At 68.8% G+C, this 14,881-nt stretch carries 15 protein-coding genes; 9 read left to right on the forward strand and 6 right to left on the reverse strand.

What is annotated here, in order from left to right:
• The first annotated feature begins 63 nt into the window (after positions 1-63).
• Positions 64-1,575: a glycosyltransferase 87 family protein gene (locus tag ACFZA0_RS10730; protein WP_391014081.1), complete on the forward strand. Its 1,512-nt coding sequence runs from the start codon at positions 64-66 to the stop codon at positions 1,573-1,575.
• A 211-nt stretch (positions 1,576-1,786) separates the two neighbouring features.
• On the opposite strand, the gene ACFZA0_RS10735 is transcribed toward ACFZA0_RS10730, so the two are convergent.
• From ACFZA0_RS10735 to ACFZA0_RS10745, 3 genes are all read right to left on the reverse strand, one after another.
• Positions 1,787-2,818: an alanine racemase gene (locus ACFZA0_RS10735; protein WP_391014082.1), complete on the reverse strand. Its 1,032-nt coding sequence runs from the start codon at positions 2,816-2,818 to the stop codon at positions 1,787-1,789.
• Between the two features lie 67 nt (positions 2,819-2,885).
• Complete coding sequence (locus ACFZA0_RS10740; protein ID WP_391014083.1) at positions 2,886-4,004, reverse strand: peptidoglycan bridge formation glycyltransferase FemA/FemB family protein; 1,119 nt, start codon at positions 4,002-4,004, stop codon at positions 2,886-2,888.
• A gap of 190 nt (positions 4,005-4,194) precedes the next feature.
• Complete coding sequence (locus ACFZA0_RS10745; protein ID WP_391014084.1) at positions 4,195-4,542, reverse strand: hypothetical protein; 348 nt, start codon at positions 4,540-4,542, stop codon at positions 4,195-4,197.
• Positions 4,543-4,806: 264 nt separating this feature from the next.
• Between ACFZA0_RS10745 and rpsF the strand changes: the two genes are divergently transcribed.
• The 4 genes from rpsF to rplI all read left to right on the forward strand — a co-directional run bounded on the left by rpsF (position 4,807) and on the right by rplI (position 6,542).
• Entirely contained in the window at positions 4,807-5,097 is a 291-nt protein-coding gene (gene rpsF / locus ACFZA0_RS10750; protein ID WP_391014086.1) for a 30S ribosomal protein S6, read from the forward strand.
• A gap of 76 nt (positions 5,098-5,173) precedes the next feature.
• Positions 5,174-5,782: a single-stranded DNA-binding protein gene (locus ACFZA0_RS10755; RefSeq protein ID WP_391014087.1), complete on the forward strand. Its 609-nt coding sequence runs from the start codon at positions 5,174-5,176 to the stop codon at positions 5,780-5,782.
• 58 nt (positions 5,783-5,840) lie between these two features.
• Positions 5,841-6,077 (forward strand): 30S ribosomal protein S18, encoded by a 237-nt coding sequence (rpsR, locus tag ACFZA0_RS10760; protein WP_006381652.1) that lies wholly within the window; start codon positions 5,841-5,843, stop codon positions 6,075-6,077.
• An 18-nt stretch (positions 6,078-6,095) separates the two neighbouring features.
• Positions 6,096-6,542, forward strand: a complete 447-nt coding sequence (rplI, locus tag ACFZA0_RS10765) for a 50S ribosomal protein L9 (RefSeq protein WP_391014089.1) — start codon at positions 6,096-6,098, stop codon at positions 6,540-6,542.
• Between the two features lie 184 nt (positions 6,543-6,726).
• On the opposite strand, the gene ACFZA0_RS10770 is transcribed toward rplI, so the two are convergent.
• Positions 6,727-8,064, reverse strand: coding sequence for an MATE family efflux transporter (locus ACFZA0_RS10770; protein WP_391014091.1), 1,338 nt, complete (start codon positions 8,062-8,064; stop codon positions 6,727-6,729).
• A gap of 459 nt (positions 8,065-8,523) precedes the next feature.
• Between ACFZA0_RS10770 and dnaB the strand changes: the two genes are divergently transcribed.
• Positions 8,524-10,002: a replicative DNA helicase gene (gene dnaB, locus ACFZA0_RS10775; protein ID WP_391014093.1), complete on the forward strand. Its 1,479-nt coding sequence runs from the start codon at positions 8,524-8,526 to the stop codon at positions 10,000-10,002.
• 111 nt (positions 10,003-10,113) lie between these two features.
• Here dnaB and ACFZA0_RS10780 read toward each other — a convergent pair whose 3' ends face one another.
• The gene (locus ACFZA0_RS10780) at positions 10,114-11,082 is read right to left on the reverse strand and encodes a WYL domain-containing protein (RefSeq protein WP_391014094.1); all 969 of its coding nucleotides are present in this window, start codon (positions 11,080-11,082) and stop codon (positions 10,114-10,116) included.
• A gap of 92 nt (positions 11,083-11,174) precedes the next feature.
• Between ACFZA0_RS10780 and ACFZA0_RS10785 the strand changes: the two genes are divergently transcribed.
• On the forward strand, positions 11,175-11,540 hold the full coding sequence (locus tag ACFZA0_RS10785; RefSeq protein WP_391014096.1) for a VOC family protein: 366 nt from the start codon (positions 11,175-11,177) through the stop codon (positions 11,538-11,540).
• Positions 11,541-11,911: 371 nt separating this feature from the next.
• Here ACFZA0_RS10785 and ACFZA0_RS10790 read toward each other — a convergent pair whose 3' ends face one another.
• Positions 11,912-12,478 (reverse strand): dihydrofolate reductase family protein, encoded by a 567-nt coding sequence (locus tag ACFZA0_RS10790; protein WP_391014098.1) that lies wholly within the window; start codon positions 12,476-12,478, stop codon positions 11,912-11,914.
• Positions 12,479-12,691: 213 nt separating this feature from the next.
• Between ACFZA0_RS10790 and ACFZA0_RS10795 the strand changes: the two genes are divergently transcribed.
• Positions 12,692-13,363, forward strand: a complete 672-nt coding sequence (locus ACFZA0_RS10795; RefSeq protein WP_391014100.1) for a M15 family metallopeptidase — start codon at positions 12,692-12,694, stop codon at positions 13,361-13,363.
• A 119-nt stretch (positions 13,364-13,482) separates the two neighbouring features.
• Complete coding sequence (locus tag ACFZA0_RS10800; RefSeq protein WP_391014102.1) at positions 13,483-14,868, forward strand: serine hydrolase; 1,386 nt, start codon at positions 13,483-13,485, stop codon at positions 14,866-14,868.
• The last annotated feature ends 13 nt before the right edge of the window (positions 14,869-14,881 follow it).

The raw sequence follows: 14,881 nt of genomic DNA on the forward strand, positions 1-14,881 counted from the left end.
CGAGGGCCGTCGCACCCACCAGGTGCGGCGGCCCTCGGCGTATTCCCAGGCGGGTACGGCAGGATGTGCGCCATGCCCAGTGCAGATGCGACGCAAGCGAACGTGCGTGAGCCGGAGCCGGTGCCACCGACCAGGGAGGACCGGGTCGCCGAGAACGGCAGTGAGCTGATCGGCGGCCCCCTGGGGCGGCGAGCCCTGTTCGGGACGTCCTGGTGGACACCGGTACGGGTGGTCGCACTGGTGGCGATCGGCATGTTCGCCCTCGGCCTGGTCCAGAAGGCACCGTGCTTCGACGGCGGCTGGTTCTTCGGCGCGAGCTCGCAGTACACGCACGCCTGCTACTCGGACATCCCGCACCTCTACCAGGGACGCGGCTTCGCCGACGGGCTCGTGCCCTACTTCGACAAGCTCAACGGCGACATGGACTACCTCGAATACCCGGTGCTGACCGGGCTGTTCATGGAGGTGGCCGCCTGGCTGACACCCGGTACGGGCAGCATCCAGGGCCAGGAGCAGTGGTACTGGGTGGTCAACGCCGGGATGCTGATGGTGTGCGCCGCCGTCATCGCCGTGTGCGTCACCCGCAACCACGCCCGTCGCCCCTGGGACGGTCTGCTGGTCGCCCTGGCGCCGGCGTTCGCGCTCACCGCCACGATCAACTGGGACCTCCTCGCGGTGGCGCTCACCGCGGCCGCGATGCTCATGTGGTCCCGCGGCCGGGCGCTCGCGTTCGGCATCCTGCTGGGGCTGGCCACCGCCGCCAAGCTCTACCCCTTCCTGCTGCTCGGCCCCCTGCTCGTCCTGTGCTGGCGGGCAGGCAAGTGGCGGCAGTTCGGGACGGCGCTGCTGGGCGCGGTGATCGCCTGGCTCGTGGTGAACCTGCCGGTGATGTACTTCGCCTTCGACGGCTGGTCGAAGTTCTACACGTTCAGTCAGGAGCGCGGCGTCGACTTCGGTTCCTTCTGGCTGGTCCTGGCGCAGAACTCCAGCGACCCGCTCAGCACCAGCACCGTCAACACGCTTGCGGCCCTGCTGATGGTGCTGTGCTGCGGCGGTATCGCCGCCCTCGCGCTGACCGCGCAGCGCCGGCCCCGCTTCGCCCAACTGGCGTTCCTGATCGTGGCCGCCTTCATCCTCACCAACAAGGTCTACTCGCCGCAGTACGTCCTGTGGCTGGTGCCGCTCGCGGTCCTGGCCCGTCCCAAGTGGCGTGACTTCCTCATCTGGCAGGCCTGCGAGGTGGCGTACTTCCTGGGCATCTGGATGTACCTCGCCTACACGACCAGCGGAGACGCCCACAAGGGTCTGCCCACCGGCGGCTACCACTGGGCGATCGGCCTGCACCTGCTGGGCACGCTCTACCTGTGCGCCATGGTCGTGCGCGACATCCTCATGCCGGAGCGGGACGTCGTCCGCAGGTCCGGCGACGACGATCCCTCGGGCGGAGTGCTCGACCACGCCGAGGACGTTTTCGTCTTCGGCCCCGCGGCCCGTCCGCCGCGGCACGCGGCACAGGACGACGAGGCGCCACAGGTGGAGTGGGGTGCTTCGCCCACCGAGGGGCGTTCGCTCTGAGCGAACAGTCCCTCCGGCGGGCCTGCTCGGGGGCGGTTCAGGGGCCGTTCGGGTGTGTGCCCGACGGGCCCGGGACTCCCCGTTCACCCAAAAGGCCGTACACGGATCCGTGTACGGCCTTTCGCGGCTCCAACCGCCCCTCAGCACTCCCCAGAGCTTCACGCGCCTCAGCGGCCCCTCCAGGGGCGCTCAACGCTCTCCCGGGACAGGCTCAGCGGTCGACGATGCGGTCGAACTGGGTGGTGGTGTGCCGCAGATGGGCCACCAGCTCCTCTCCGACCCGCGGCTCGGACGCCTCGGCGGGCACGAAGAGGATCGAGACCTGCATGTGCGGCGGCTCCGCGAACCACCGCTGCTTGCCGTCCCACACGTACGGGGCGAGGTTGCGGTTCACCGTGGCCAGGCCGGCACGGGCGACGCCCTTCGCACGCGGCATGACCCCGTGCAGCGCCTTCGGCGCCTCCAGGCCCACTCCGTGCGACGTACCGCCCGCCACGACCACGAGGTAGCCGTCGGAGGCCACCTTCTGCTGCCGGTAGCCGAACCGCTCGCCCTTGGTCACCCGCGTGACGTCCAGCACCGCACCGCGGTACTCGGTCGCCTCGTGGTCGCCCAGCCACAGCCGCGTGCCGATCCGGGCCCGGAACTTGGTCTGCGGGAACTGCTGCTGGAGCCGCGCCAGTTCCTCCGCCTTGAGGTGGCTGACGAACATGGTGTGCAGCGGCAGCCGGGCAGCGCGCAGCCGGTCCATCCAGCCGATGACCTCCTCGACGGCGTCCGAGCCGTCGGTGCGGTCCAGCGGCAGGTGGATGGCGAAGCCCTCCAGCCGGATGTTCTCGATGGCGGAGTGGAGCTGCGGCAGGTCCTGCTCGCTCACGCCGTGCCGCTTCATCGACGACATCACCTCGATGACCACGCGCGCGCCCACGAGCCCGTACACGCCGTCGATCGAGGAGACGGAGCGGATGACCCGGTCCGGCAGCGGCACGGGCTCCTCGCCGCGCCGGTACGGCGTCAGCACGAGGAGGTCCCCGCCGAACCAGTCCTTGATGCGGGCGGCCTCGTACGTCGTGCCGACGGCGAGGACGTCGGAGCCCAGACGGGTGGCCTCCTCGGCCAGCCGCTCGTGTCCGAAGCCGTAGCCGTTGCCCTTGCAGACCGGCACGAGGCCCGGGAACTGTTCCTGCACGTGCTTGTGGTGCGCACGCCAGCGCGCGGTGTCGACGTAGAGCGTGAGCGCCATGGCCGGACCTGGACCTTTCTCGTGGGCGGCGATGTGGGGCAGAGCTATGGAAGCAGAGAACGCGAGGTCAGCGACGCGACATGTAGATGTCGAGCGCCTTGTGGAGCAGCTTGTTCAGCGGGAAGTCCCACTCCCCGAGGTACTCGGCGGCCTCGCCGCCGGTACCGACCTTGAACTGGATCAGACCGAAGAGGTGGTCCGTCTCGTCCAGCGAGTCGGAGATGCCGCGCAGGTCGTAGACGGTCGCCCCGAGCGCGTAGGCGTCGCGCAGCATGCGCCACTGCATCGCGTTCGACGGGCGGAACTCGCGGCCGATGTTGTCGGAGGCGCCGTAGGAGTACCAGACGTGGCCGCCGACGATCAGCATGGTCGCCGCGGCGAGATTGACCCCGTTGTGCCGGGCGAAGTACAGCCGCATGCGGTTGGGGTCCTCGCTGTTGAGGGCGCTCCACATGCGCTGGAAGTACGACAGGGGGCGCGGCCGGAAGTGGTCGCGCACGGCGGTGATCTCGTACAGCCGCTGCCATTCCTCCAGGTCGTAGTAGCCGCCCTGGACCACCTCGACGCCGGCCTTCTCGGCCTTCTTGATGTTGCGGCGCCAGAGCTGGTTGAAGTTCTTGTGGACCTCTTCGAGGGACCGGTTCGCGAGCGGCACCTGGTAGACGTACCGGGGCTGCACGTCGCCGAAACCGGCTCCCCCGTCCTCGCCCTGCTGCCAGCCCATGCGGCGCAGCTTGTCGGACACCTCGAAGGCACGCGGCTCGATGAAGTCGGCCTCGACGTCCCGCAGGCGCTTCACGTCCGGGTCCTGGATGCCGCGCTTGATCGACGCGGCCTCCCAGCGCCGGATGATCACCGGCGGGCCCATCTTCACCGAGAACGCGCCCTGCTGCTTGAGGTGCGCCAGCATCGGCTGGAGCCAGTCGTCCAGGTTCGGGGCGAACCAGTTGATGACCGGGCCCTCGGGCAGGTAGGCGAGGTAGCGCTTGATCTTGGGGAGCTGCCGGTAGAGCACCAGGCCGACACCGACGAGCTGACCCGCCTTGTCGAACCAGCCGAGACTCTCGGAGCGCCACTCCGCCTTGACGTCCGCCCACGCGGGGACCTGCATGTGGCTAGCCGCGGGCAGGCTCTGGACGAATGCCAGATGCTGCTCACGGCTGATGGTCCTCAGGGTCAGACTCATTCCGGGCGCTCCTCGGGCTGGTGTGTCCCCTTGGTACAGGGGTCCGGCTCTCGCGCCGAAGCCTACTGCGCCCGCTGAGTGCCCCGACTGGCCGTACGGGACCTGCGCCCCGGCCGGGGTCCGGCCGGGGCGGTCCGCCGTGGTGCCGAGGGGGTACGGCCCCCGGTCCGGGGGCCCTCGGCCCGGTGCGTCAGCCCACGACGCCGCCGAAGAGGCCGCCCTGCGCCATGCCGAGCAGGAAGCCGACGCCCGACGACGCCATCCCCACGACCAGGGCGAACCGCTGCCGCGTCGTCACGGAGATCCACTGGCCGTAGGCGCCGGTGAGGATGCCCACCAGGCCGGCCCAGGAGCTGAGCAGGTGGAGGTTGTGGAACATCCCGGCGACGAAGGCCAGCACGCCCAGCACCGCCGTGACCCACAGCAGGGTCTCCTGGACGGGGTGGGGCCTGCCGTCCGTGGCGAACAGACCGCCGGTGGGATGCGCGTTGGGCCGGCCACCCGTGGTCGCCGTGTTGGGCCGCAATACATGTGCCATGGGCACCTCCTGCGAAGGGCGGCGCACTGTAGCGCCGAACACACCCGATGTGTCCAGATTGACCTCATACGCGGTCGGATTTCAACCGGAAGCACGGGTGCAGGTACTCTGTACCCTCTGCACCGGTGTCTGCCCAGGCTGAGCCAGGGAATCCCGCCCGACGACCTCCAACGGTCAGTGGCGGCCGATACCGTTGCGTACGCATCACGACCCTCCTGCCACGGAACGACCGTGGCCGCTGAGTCCAGAGGAGGTGGGTTCCACATGCGTCACTACGAGGTGATGGTCATCCTCGACCCCGATCTCGAGGAGCGTTCGGTCTCCCCGCTGATCGAGAACTTCCTTTCTGTCGTCCGAGATGGCGGCGGAAAGGTCGAGAAGGTCGACACCTGGGGCCGTCGTCGGCTCGCTTACGAGATCAAGAAGAAGCCCGAGGGCATCTACTCGGTCATCGATCTGCAGGCCCAGCCTGCGATCGTCAAGGAGCTCGACCGCCAGATGAACCTGAACGAGTCGGTCCTCCGGACCAAGGTCCTCCGCCCCGAGAACCACTGAGCTCTCCAGCTCAGCAAGTCTCGGGCAACGAGTAGCAGCACAAGCAGCCAGCAGCAAACCCGCCGAGAGGTTCCCCATGGCAGGCGAGACCGTCATCACGGTCGTCGGCAATCTTGTCGACGACCCCGAGCTGCGCTTCACCCCTTCCGGTGCGGCGGTCGCGAAGTTCCGTGTCGCGTCCACCCCGCGCACCTTCGACCGGCAGACGAACGAGTGGAAGGACGGCGAGAGCCTGTTCCTCACCTGCTCGGTCTGGCGGCAGGCGGCGGAGAACGTCGCCGAGTCGCTCCAGCGTGGCATGCGCGTCATGGTGCAGGGCCGACTGAAGCAGCGGTCCTACGAGGACCGTGAGGGCGTCAAGCGCACGGTCTACGAGCTGGACGTCGACGAGGTCGGAGCCAGCCTGCGCAACGCGACCGCCAAGGTCACCAAGACCACCGGCCGTGGTGGCCAGGGTGGTTACGGCGGCGGCCAGGGCGGTGGCGGTGGCCAGGGTGGCGGCGGCTGGGGCGGTGGCTCCGGCGGCGGCCAGCAGGGCGGCGGCGGTGCTCCTGCCGACGACCCCTGGGCGACCAGTGCTCCCGCCGGCGGCCAGCAGGGCGGCGGCGGTGGCGGCGGCTGGGGTGGAAACTCCGGCGGCGGCAACGGCGGCGGTGGCGGCTACTCGGACGAGCCCCCCTTCTAGGCCCTCGGGCCAAGGGGTGGGTCGTACCTCAACTTCTTGATCACACAGGAGATACACCATGGCGAAGCCGCCTGTGCGCAAGCCGAAGAAGAAGGTCTGCGCTTTCTGCAAGGACAAGGTCCAGTACGTGGACTACAAGGACACGAACATGCTGCGGAAGTTCATTTCCGACCGCGGCAAGATCCGTGCCCGCCGGGTGACCGGCAACTGCACGCAGCACCAGCGCGACGTCGCCACGGCCGTGAAGAACAGCCGTGAGATGGCGCTGCTGCCCTACACGTCCACCGCGCGATAAGGGAAGGGTGACCGACAAATGAAGATCATCCTCACCCACGAGGTCTCTGGCCTCGGTGCCGCCGGCGATGTCGTCGACGTCAAGGACGGTTACGCTCGCAACTACCTGATCCCGCGGAAGTTCGCTATCCGCTGGACCAAGGGTGGCGAGAAGGACGTCGCGCAGATCCGTCGTGCGCGCAAGATCCACGAGATCCAGACGATCGAGCAGGCCAACGCCATCAAGGCGCAGCTTGAGGGCGTCAAGGTCCGTCTGTCCGTGCGCTCCGGCGACGCCGGTCGTCTCTTCGGTTCCGTCACCCCGGCTGACGTCGCTTCGGCGATCAAGCAGTCCGGTGGCCCCGAGGTCGACAAGCGTCGGATCGAGCTCACGTCGCCGATCAAGACCCTGGGCGCCCACGAGACGTCCGTGCGTCTGCACCCCGAGGTTGCCGCGAAGGTCAGCATCGAGGTCGTTGCTGCCTGATCGCAGCGCTCGGCACATCTGAGGGAGGGCCGCACTCTTCGGGGTGCGGCCCTTCTCCTTGTCTGCGTCTCCTCGGGGTATCTCACCTGGGGCCGGAAGGCCGACGGCTGGTGTTTCACGTGAAACGACCATGTTTCACGTGAAACGGCGGCCCGTGCCCGGAGCGTTGGCGCGAGAGGCTGCGTCAGCGCGTCGCGCCCGTCACGATCCAACGTCCCGATCGGGAGCGCAGCCACAGGGTCAGCATGCGGACCAGCATCATCAGCACCATGGCGGCCCACAGGGCCGTCAGCCCGCCCCCGAACGTGGGGACGAGCAGGGCCACCGGGGTGAACACGGCCAGCGTGACCACCATCGCGCCGGCCAGGTAGGGCCCGTCGCCCGCTCCCATCAGAACGCCGTCCAGGACGAAGACGACGCCGCTGATCGGCTGGCTCGCCGCCACCAGAACGAGGGCCGGCAGCGCGGCGTCCTTCACCGTGGCGTCACTGGTGAACAGGGGCAGGAAGAGCGGCCTGGCCGCGAGCACGAGCAGGCCGAGGACCAAGCCCACGGCGACGCCCCACTGCACCATGCGGCGGCAAGCCTCACGGGCACCCGGGGCGTCGTCGGCCCCCAGGTAGCGCCCGATGATCGCTTGCCCGGCGATCGCGATGGCGTCCAGGGCGAAGGCGAGCAGGCTCCAGACGGACAGCACGATCTGGTGGGCGGCGATGTCGGAGTCACCGAGCCGGGCGGCGACCGCTGTGGCGATCAGCAGGATCGCGCGCAGCGACAGGGTCCGGACGAGCAACGGAACGCCTGCCTGCGCCGAGGCCCGGATACCGGCGATGTCCGGCCGCAGCGAGGCACCGTGCCGACGGGCGCCCCGGACGACCACGACGAGGTAGACGGCGGCCATGCCGTACTGTGCGACGACCGTGCCCCAGGCGGAACCGGCGATGCCGAGGCCGGCGCCGTAGACGAGGGCCGCGTTGAGCGCGCCGTTGGCGACGAAGCCCGCGACCGCCACGTACAGGGGTGTCCTGGTGTTCTGGAGTCCGCGCAGCACACCGGTGGCGGCGAGCACGACGAGCATGGCCGGGATACCGAGGGAAGAGATGCGCAGATAGGTGGTCGCGTAGGGGGCCGCGGTGTCGGAGGCGCCGAAGAGGCTCACGAGGGCCGGTGCCGTGGGCAGGGCGACGGCGATGACGACGGCACCGATGAGCAGCGCGAGCCAGACACCGTCCATGCCCTGGCGGATCGCTCCGGGGAGATCGGCGGCGCCGACGCGGCGTGCCACGGCCGCGGTGGTCGCGTAGGCGAGGAAGACGAAGACACTGACGGTGGTGGTCAGAAGCGCCGAGGCGACGCCGAGTCCGGCCAGTTGTGCCGTGCCGAGATGACCGACGATCGCGCTGTCGGCCATCACGAACAAGGGCTCGGCGACCAGCGCGCCGAAGGCCGGTACGGCCAGGGAGACGATCTCTCGATCGTGACGTCGTCCGCTGTCACGACGGCGCGCGGGGGCCTCTGTCATGAGCACCAATCTAATCGTCCACAGGTAAGAATCACAAGCCTGTACTGACCCTTACTGCGCCCTGGTGGGCCTTCCCCTTCGCGCACTGTTCGAGTCGATCTTGCTCCGACCGGGAAAGTTTTTCTCCTGCACAGCCGGTGGACGATAAAAGCGCAGGTCGGAATGGTTACGCTGCGAGAGAAGAGGGCTTGTTCACAGGACTGTCCACCGGGTCGTGCACAGGTTTCGCCGAGTTCTCCACAGCATCGGGCCCGTCGTCCACATGGCCTGTGGATAACCAGATTGGCTGACGCTCCCGGGCGGCCTACCGTGGTCCCGCACCCGCTCCGTCCACTGGCTTGGAAACCGTCACAAAACGACGCGCCCGAACCGGAGCCGGGCCCGTCGTTTTGTCAGTGCCGTGCCGTAGAAAAGACGGGCACGGCGAGGTCCGCTCGGCGGACGGGAGGAGGCCGCTCGGTGAGTATTTCCGAGCCCTTGGACGACCCGTGGGCCGACAGCGGTCCAAGTGATCGTCTGCCGGCCTCCCGGCGTCGCGGTGACGGCGGCCGGGGCCGCGACGACCAGCACGACCGCGGCCAGGACGGCGGCAACTGGGACAGCGGCGGCACCGCCTTCGAGCGGGTGCCACCGCAGGACCTCGACGCCGAGCAGTCCGTGCTCGGCGGCATGCTCCTGTCCAAGGACGCCATCGCCGACGTCGTGGAGATCATCAAGGGCCACGACTTCTACAAGCCGGCCCATGAGACGGTCTTCCAGGCGATCCTGGACGTCTACGCCAAGGGCGAGCCGGCCGACCCCATCACCATCGGCGCCGAGCTGACCAAGCGCGGCGAGATCAACAAGGTGGGCGGCGCATCGTATCTGCACACGCTCGTGCAGATGGTGCCCACCGCGGCGAACGCGGCGTACTACGCCGAGATCGTCCACGAACGGGCCGTGCTGCGCCGCCTGGTCGAGGCGGGTACGCGCATCACGCAGATGGGATACGCGGCCGACGACGACGTCGACGAGATCGTCAACAGGGCCCAGGCCGAGATCTACGCGGTCACCGAGCAGCGCACCAGTGAGGACTACCTCCCCCTCGGCGACATCATGGAAGGCGCCCTCGACGAGATCGAGGCGATCGGGTCGCGCAGTGGAGAGATGACCGGCGTGCCCACCGGGTTCACCGACTTCGACTCACTGACCAACGGCCTGCACCCCGGCCAGATGGTCGTCATCGCCGCACGTCCCGCGATGGGCAAGTCGACGCTCGCCCTGGACTTCGCCCGTGCCGCGTCCATCAAGCACAACCTGCCGAGCGTCATCTTCTCCCTGGAAATGGGGCGCAACGAGATCGCCATGCGCCTGCTGTCCGCCGAGGCGCGGGTGGCCCTGCACCACATGCGGTCGGGCACGATGACCGACGAGGACTGGACGCGACTGGCCCGGCGCATGCCGGACGTCTCGGCCGCGCCGCTCTACATCGACGACTCCCCCAACCTGTCGATGATGGAGATCCGCGCCAAGTGCCGCCGGCTCAAGCAGCGCAACGACCTCAGACTGGTCGTCATCGACTACCTCCAGCTGATGCAGTCCGGCGGTTCCAAGCGCGCCGAGAGCCGCCAGCAGGAGGTCTCGGACATGTCCCGCAATCTCAAGCTGCTGGCCAAGGAGCTGGAGGTGCCGGTGATCGCGCTCTCCCAGCTGAACCGTGGCCCCGAGCAGCGCACCGACAAGAAGCCCATGGTGTCCGACCTGCGAGAGTCGGGCTCCATCGAACAGGACGCCGACATGGTCATCCTGCTGCACCGCGAGGACGCCTACGAGAAGGAGTCCCCCCGCGCGGGCGAGGCGGACCTGATCGTGGCCAAGCACCGTAACGGCCCGACGGCCACGATCACGGTCGCCTTCCAGGGCCACTACTCGCGCTTCGTGGACATGGCCGGGGCCTGAGCGGGCTTTTGTAGGATCCGCGCTTCGCTGTCAAAATCCGCGCCCAAGTGTCAAGCCAGTGTCGAATTTGACATGATCCGAGGACGTGCAGGTCAGAAGCATCACTGCGGGTCAGGACGTTGGTGACGGCGCATAGTGGTGGGCAAGATCGGTGGCGAGGTCGCGAAGGTGAGTCCTGGCTTCGGTGGGGCTGTGCACTGTGATGGCGCTCCCGAACGGCAGTAGTGCTCGCACGTCCTCCAGATGCAGGAAGCGGATTGTTACCTTGCGGCCGGTGGCGGATTCTTCGTGGTCGTCCGGGACGAGTCGTAGGCCAAAGATCCGTTGTGCTCGCTCGATCTGGGTCTGGTCGATGGTGGCGCTGACCTCTATCGCGTGGTTGCGTTCCCACTGGTCAATGAGTGCTGCAGCGACGGTGGCCAGGGTCTGGTTCTCGCGGATCCGTCGTGGCTGGTCGACTTCTTTCCACGTCGTGATCCGTTCGAGTCGGTACATCCGTGGTACTCGGGTGCAGTCGGCGACGAGGTACCAGCTGCCGGCCTTGGCAAGCAGCCCGTAGGGATCCACGACCAGGTCGCGGGGGCATGGCTCGCGTGGGCTGTCGTACTCGATCCGTAGCTGGCGACCGCGCCGCATCGGGCCGATCAGCGAAGCCGGGGTCGTGCCGGAAGTACGGGCCTGGAGCCAGGGACGGCTGTCCACGTGCACTACGTCGGTGAGTGGCAGGAGCTCATCAACTCGACGTGGCTGTGCAGCGGCGACCTTGGAGAGCGCGCGCTGGCTTTCGACCGATGGGTCGAGCTCCGCACGTTGCTTATCGTCCAGCCCGGTGAGCGACAGATGATCACGCTCGCCGGGTGTGAGTCGCGTGAGGTCGAGCCCGGACGACCCGGGCAGCATGGTCACGCCTCCGAGGCGGCCCCGTTGCGCGGTCACCGACAGACCGGCGTCGCGGAGCCAGTTCAGGTCCCGGGTGATGGTTCGAAGGGACACCCCCAGCGCGGAGGCAAGTTCCTGTGTGGTCACGGCATTCCTCGATGCCAGGAGCAGCATCAGGGAGAAGAAGCGGTCTGGGGTCACGCGCCAAGTTTTTCAGGAATTGCGACATGATGCGGCGCATATCCCGGTCAGGCTGGCGGATGCGTACCCACGACCTGCGAGAAGGAAGAACCATGACCACATCCGTCGTGTCCATCGTCTACGTGAACGACGCTCCCGCCGCAGCGCGTTTCTACGGAGACCTCCTCGGCATGAGCCCCTCGTTCGAGACTCCGGGATACATCACCTACGACCTCGGGCCAGGCGCTGACCTTGCTGTGTGGTCCGGCCAGTTCGAGGATCTGTCAGCGGACGTCCCGCGTACCAGTGAGGTGTGTCTGGCCATCGACAGTGGGGCCGACGAGGTCAACGCGATCTTCAAGCAGTGGCAGTCCAAGGGCGTCACGATCCTGCAGGAGCCTCATGATGCGGGGTTCGGGCAGACCTTCCTCGCAGCCGATCCTGACGGGAACCGTATCCGCGTCGCACCGAGGGACTGACAGGCCGCAAAGCGGCAGGCGCGCACGATAGGTGTCGCGCCTGCCGTCGTCTGACGTAGAGAGGACGACGAGTGCCCCACGCGAATGCGCCCCTGAGCGTCGAGGGCCGTAGGCGGCTCGCGGTGAAGCCGAACTCGACTTCGTGGACCTCGGCAGCGGTGACAACCGTCCCGAGCACCGAGACCTCCAAACCGAGCAAGAGCTCCATGCCCTCCTCGGATCCATACTCGACTGGATCGTCCTCGGCGCGAACGGCTGCCCACGAGGATTGGACATGATCGCGCGGACAGATGTCGACGACAACTGACGCGGACTAGAAGGAAACCCCAGCTCAACGCTCCGCCATTCGACACTCAATCGCGGAACCTACATCAGCGCCTCGTCTCGTACCGGTTCAGGACCACGCCGCCCGGCAGCGGCCGCGTCTCCACCAGGTTCAGGTCCACCCAGCCGTCGAGCGTTGTGAAGAACGGTGTGCCGCCGCCCACCAGGACCGGGTGGGAGGCGATCACGTACTCGTCGATCAGCCCGGCGCGCATGGCCGCCCCGGCGAGCGCTGCGCCGCCGATGTTCATGGGGCCGCCGTCCTCCTCCTTGAGCCGGGTGATCTCGGCGATCGCGTCGCCGCTGACCAGGCGGGTGTTCCAGTCGACCTTGTCGATCGTGGAGGAGAACACCACCTTCGGCGTGTCCCGCCAGTTCCGCGCGAACTCGATCTGCGCCGGAGTGGCGCCCGGCTGCCGGTCGCCGGTCGGCCAGTAGGAGCTCATCGCCTCCCACAGCTTGCGCCCGTACAGCACCAGGCTGCTCGCCCGCTCGTGGTCGAGCCAGTGCTGGAACAACTCGTCGCTCGGCGGTCCGCCCCAGCCGATGTCGTCACCGGCCGCGGCGATGTAGCCGTCCAGAGTCAGGTTCATGCCGTAGATCAGTTTCCGCATCGCCCAGCCTTCCGTCCGTGGGTGTCCGGCGTACCGACCGGTGCGGTGCGGGAAACTCATCCGTGCGCCGCCGGGGCCGCCGGCAGTCATCGTGTTCGGGGATCAGCGCGTGTACTCGGCGGCGAGATCCTACTGGGCGGCCGGGCCGGGCCGGGCCGGGCCGGGCCGGTCCCGCCCCGCGCCGCGGGGCATCCGTGCTGAGACGATCCCGGCATGACCGAGATCGTTCTGATGTCCGACCCGAAGGTCGCGGCCGTTCCCGTGCGGGAGTGCGGTGAGCGGCTCGTGGACGTGCGGCGTGGCGGTGCGCTGTTCGTCGACGAGCGGAAGGGGCCGGACTCCGCGGGCGCCTTCGCCCACCTGCGGGAAGGCGTGCTGAACCGGCTGCTCGCGGCCCAGGAACAACTGCCCGGGGGAACAAGGCTGTTGTTCGTCGAGGGATACCGTCCGCCGGCCCTCCAGCGCCGCTACTTCGACCGGTACGCGGACCGGCTCCGTGCCGGGCACCCGGAGTGGTCCGTTGAACAGGTGCGCTCCGCGGCCAGCCGGTACGTCTCGCCGCCCGAGATCGCACCCCACAGCGCCGGTGCGGCCGTCGACCTGACGCTCGCGGACCGAGACGGCCGCGAACTCGACCTGGGCACCCGCATGAACGCGACTCCCGAGGAGAGCGCCGGCGCCTGCTACACACAGGCCGGCAATATCAGCGACGAGGCCCGCTCCCTGCGAACGGTCCTGAGCACCGCGCTCACCGCAGCCGGACTCGTCAACTACCCCACGGAGTGGTGGCACTGGTCCTACGGCGACCGCTACTGGGCGCTGGCGACAGGAGAACGGGCCGCCCTCTACGGGCCCGTGGAACCGGACCGGCCGCAGGTTCCGTAGGGGGGCCGGGCACCCGTGCCCCGCGGCTCCTCTCATGCTCGCGGGCGAAGTCCGTCCTCCTCTCCCCGGCGCGGGCAAATGCGCTCGACGTGGGAGCGGCCGACGGGTGGACTGGCCCCATGACGACTTCTGAGGACGAACTGCTTCCCGGCACGCGGCGGGCGTTGACCCACCGGATCGCGGTGGCACAGACCGAAGGGCGGACACCCTCGCTGGTCGCCGCCGTTGTGCGGGACGGACGGGCCGTGTGGCACGGGGCACGTTCGTCGGTGGAGGGGCATGGCCCCGACGAGGGGGTGCAGTACCGGATCGGCTCGATCACCAAGACGTTCACGGCCGTTCTGGTGATGCGGCTGCGGGACGAGGGGATTCTCGACCTGGGCGATCCCCTGGAGAAGCACCTGCCCGGCACCGGCGCGGGGGAGGCGACCATCGCCGAACTGCTGTCCCACACCGGCGGGTTGGCGGCCGAGTCCCCCGCCCCCTGGTGGGAGCGCACCCCCGGATCGCTGAGGCCCGAGCTCGCCGACGTCCTCGGCGAGCGGCCGCTGCTGCATCCCGTCGGCCGTCGGTTCCACTACTCGAACCCCGGCTACACCCTGCTCGGCGCGCTGGTCGAGGAACTGCGCGGTGCTCCGTGGGAAGAGGTCCTGCGGCGGGAGGTGCTGGAACCTCTGGGCCTCGACCGGACGAGTGCGCAGCCCCGGGCGCCGCACGCCGGCGGCTGGGCGGTGCACCCGTGGGCCGATGCCATGCTGCCCGAACCCGCCGAGGACCTGGGGCGCATGGCGCCTGCCGGTCAACTCTGGTCCACCACAGGCGATCTGGCACGGTTCGCCGTCTTCCTGGCCCGCGGTGACGACCGGGTGCTGAGTGCCGCGTCCGTGTGCGAGATGCGGACGCCGACCGCGCCCGCGGAGGCCGCCGACGTGGTGGACGGTGCCACCTACGGGCTGGGCCTCCAGATCCAGCACCGTGACGGTCGGCTCCTCGTGGGGCACTCCGGATCGCTTCCGGGGTTCCTGGCGAACCTCACCCTCTCCCCGGAGGACGACCTCGCCGCGGTGGTGCTGTCGAACTGCACGTCCGGGCCCCTGCTGGGCGCGTTGGGCGCGGACCTCGTACGGATCGTCGCCGAGGCCGAACCGAGGATCCCGGAGCCGTGGCGCCCCTTGGCGGCGGACTTCGACCCGACCCTGCTCGATCTCGCCGGACAGTGGTTCTGGGGAACACACTCCTTCGCCCTGCGCGTGACGGCCGACGGCATGATCTCGCTCGGCCCGCTCTCCGCGGGGGGACGGCGTTCCCGGTTCAGGACCAACAACGACGGAACCTGGACGGGACTTGAGGGCTACTACGCGGGGGAGCTGCTGCTCCCCGTGCGCCGGCCCGACGGTTCCCTGAGCCATCTGGACCTCGGCTCGTTCGTCTTCACGCGTCAGCCCTACGACGGGGACGCGGTGCCCGGAGGCGTCGACCCCGAAGGCTGGAGGGGGATCGGGTAGGGACAGACCGGTG

The organism is Streptomyces sp. NPDC008150 (assembly GCF_042956945.1).
GTDB lineage: Bacteria > Actinomycetota > Actinomycetes > Streptomycetales > Streptomycetaceae > Streptomyces.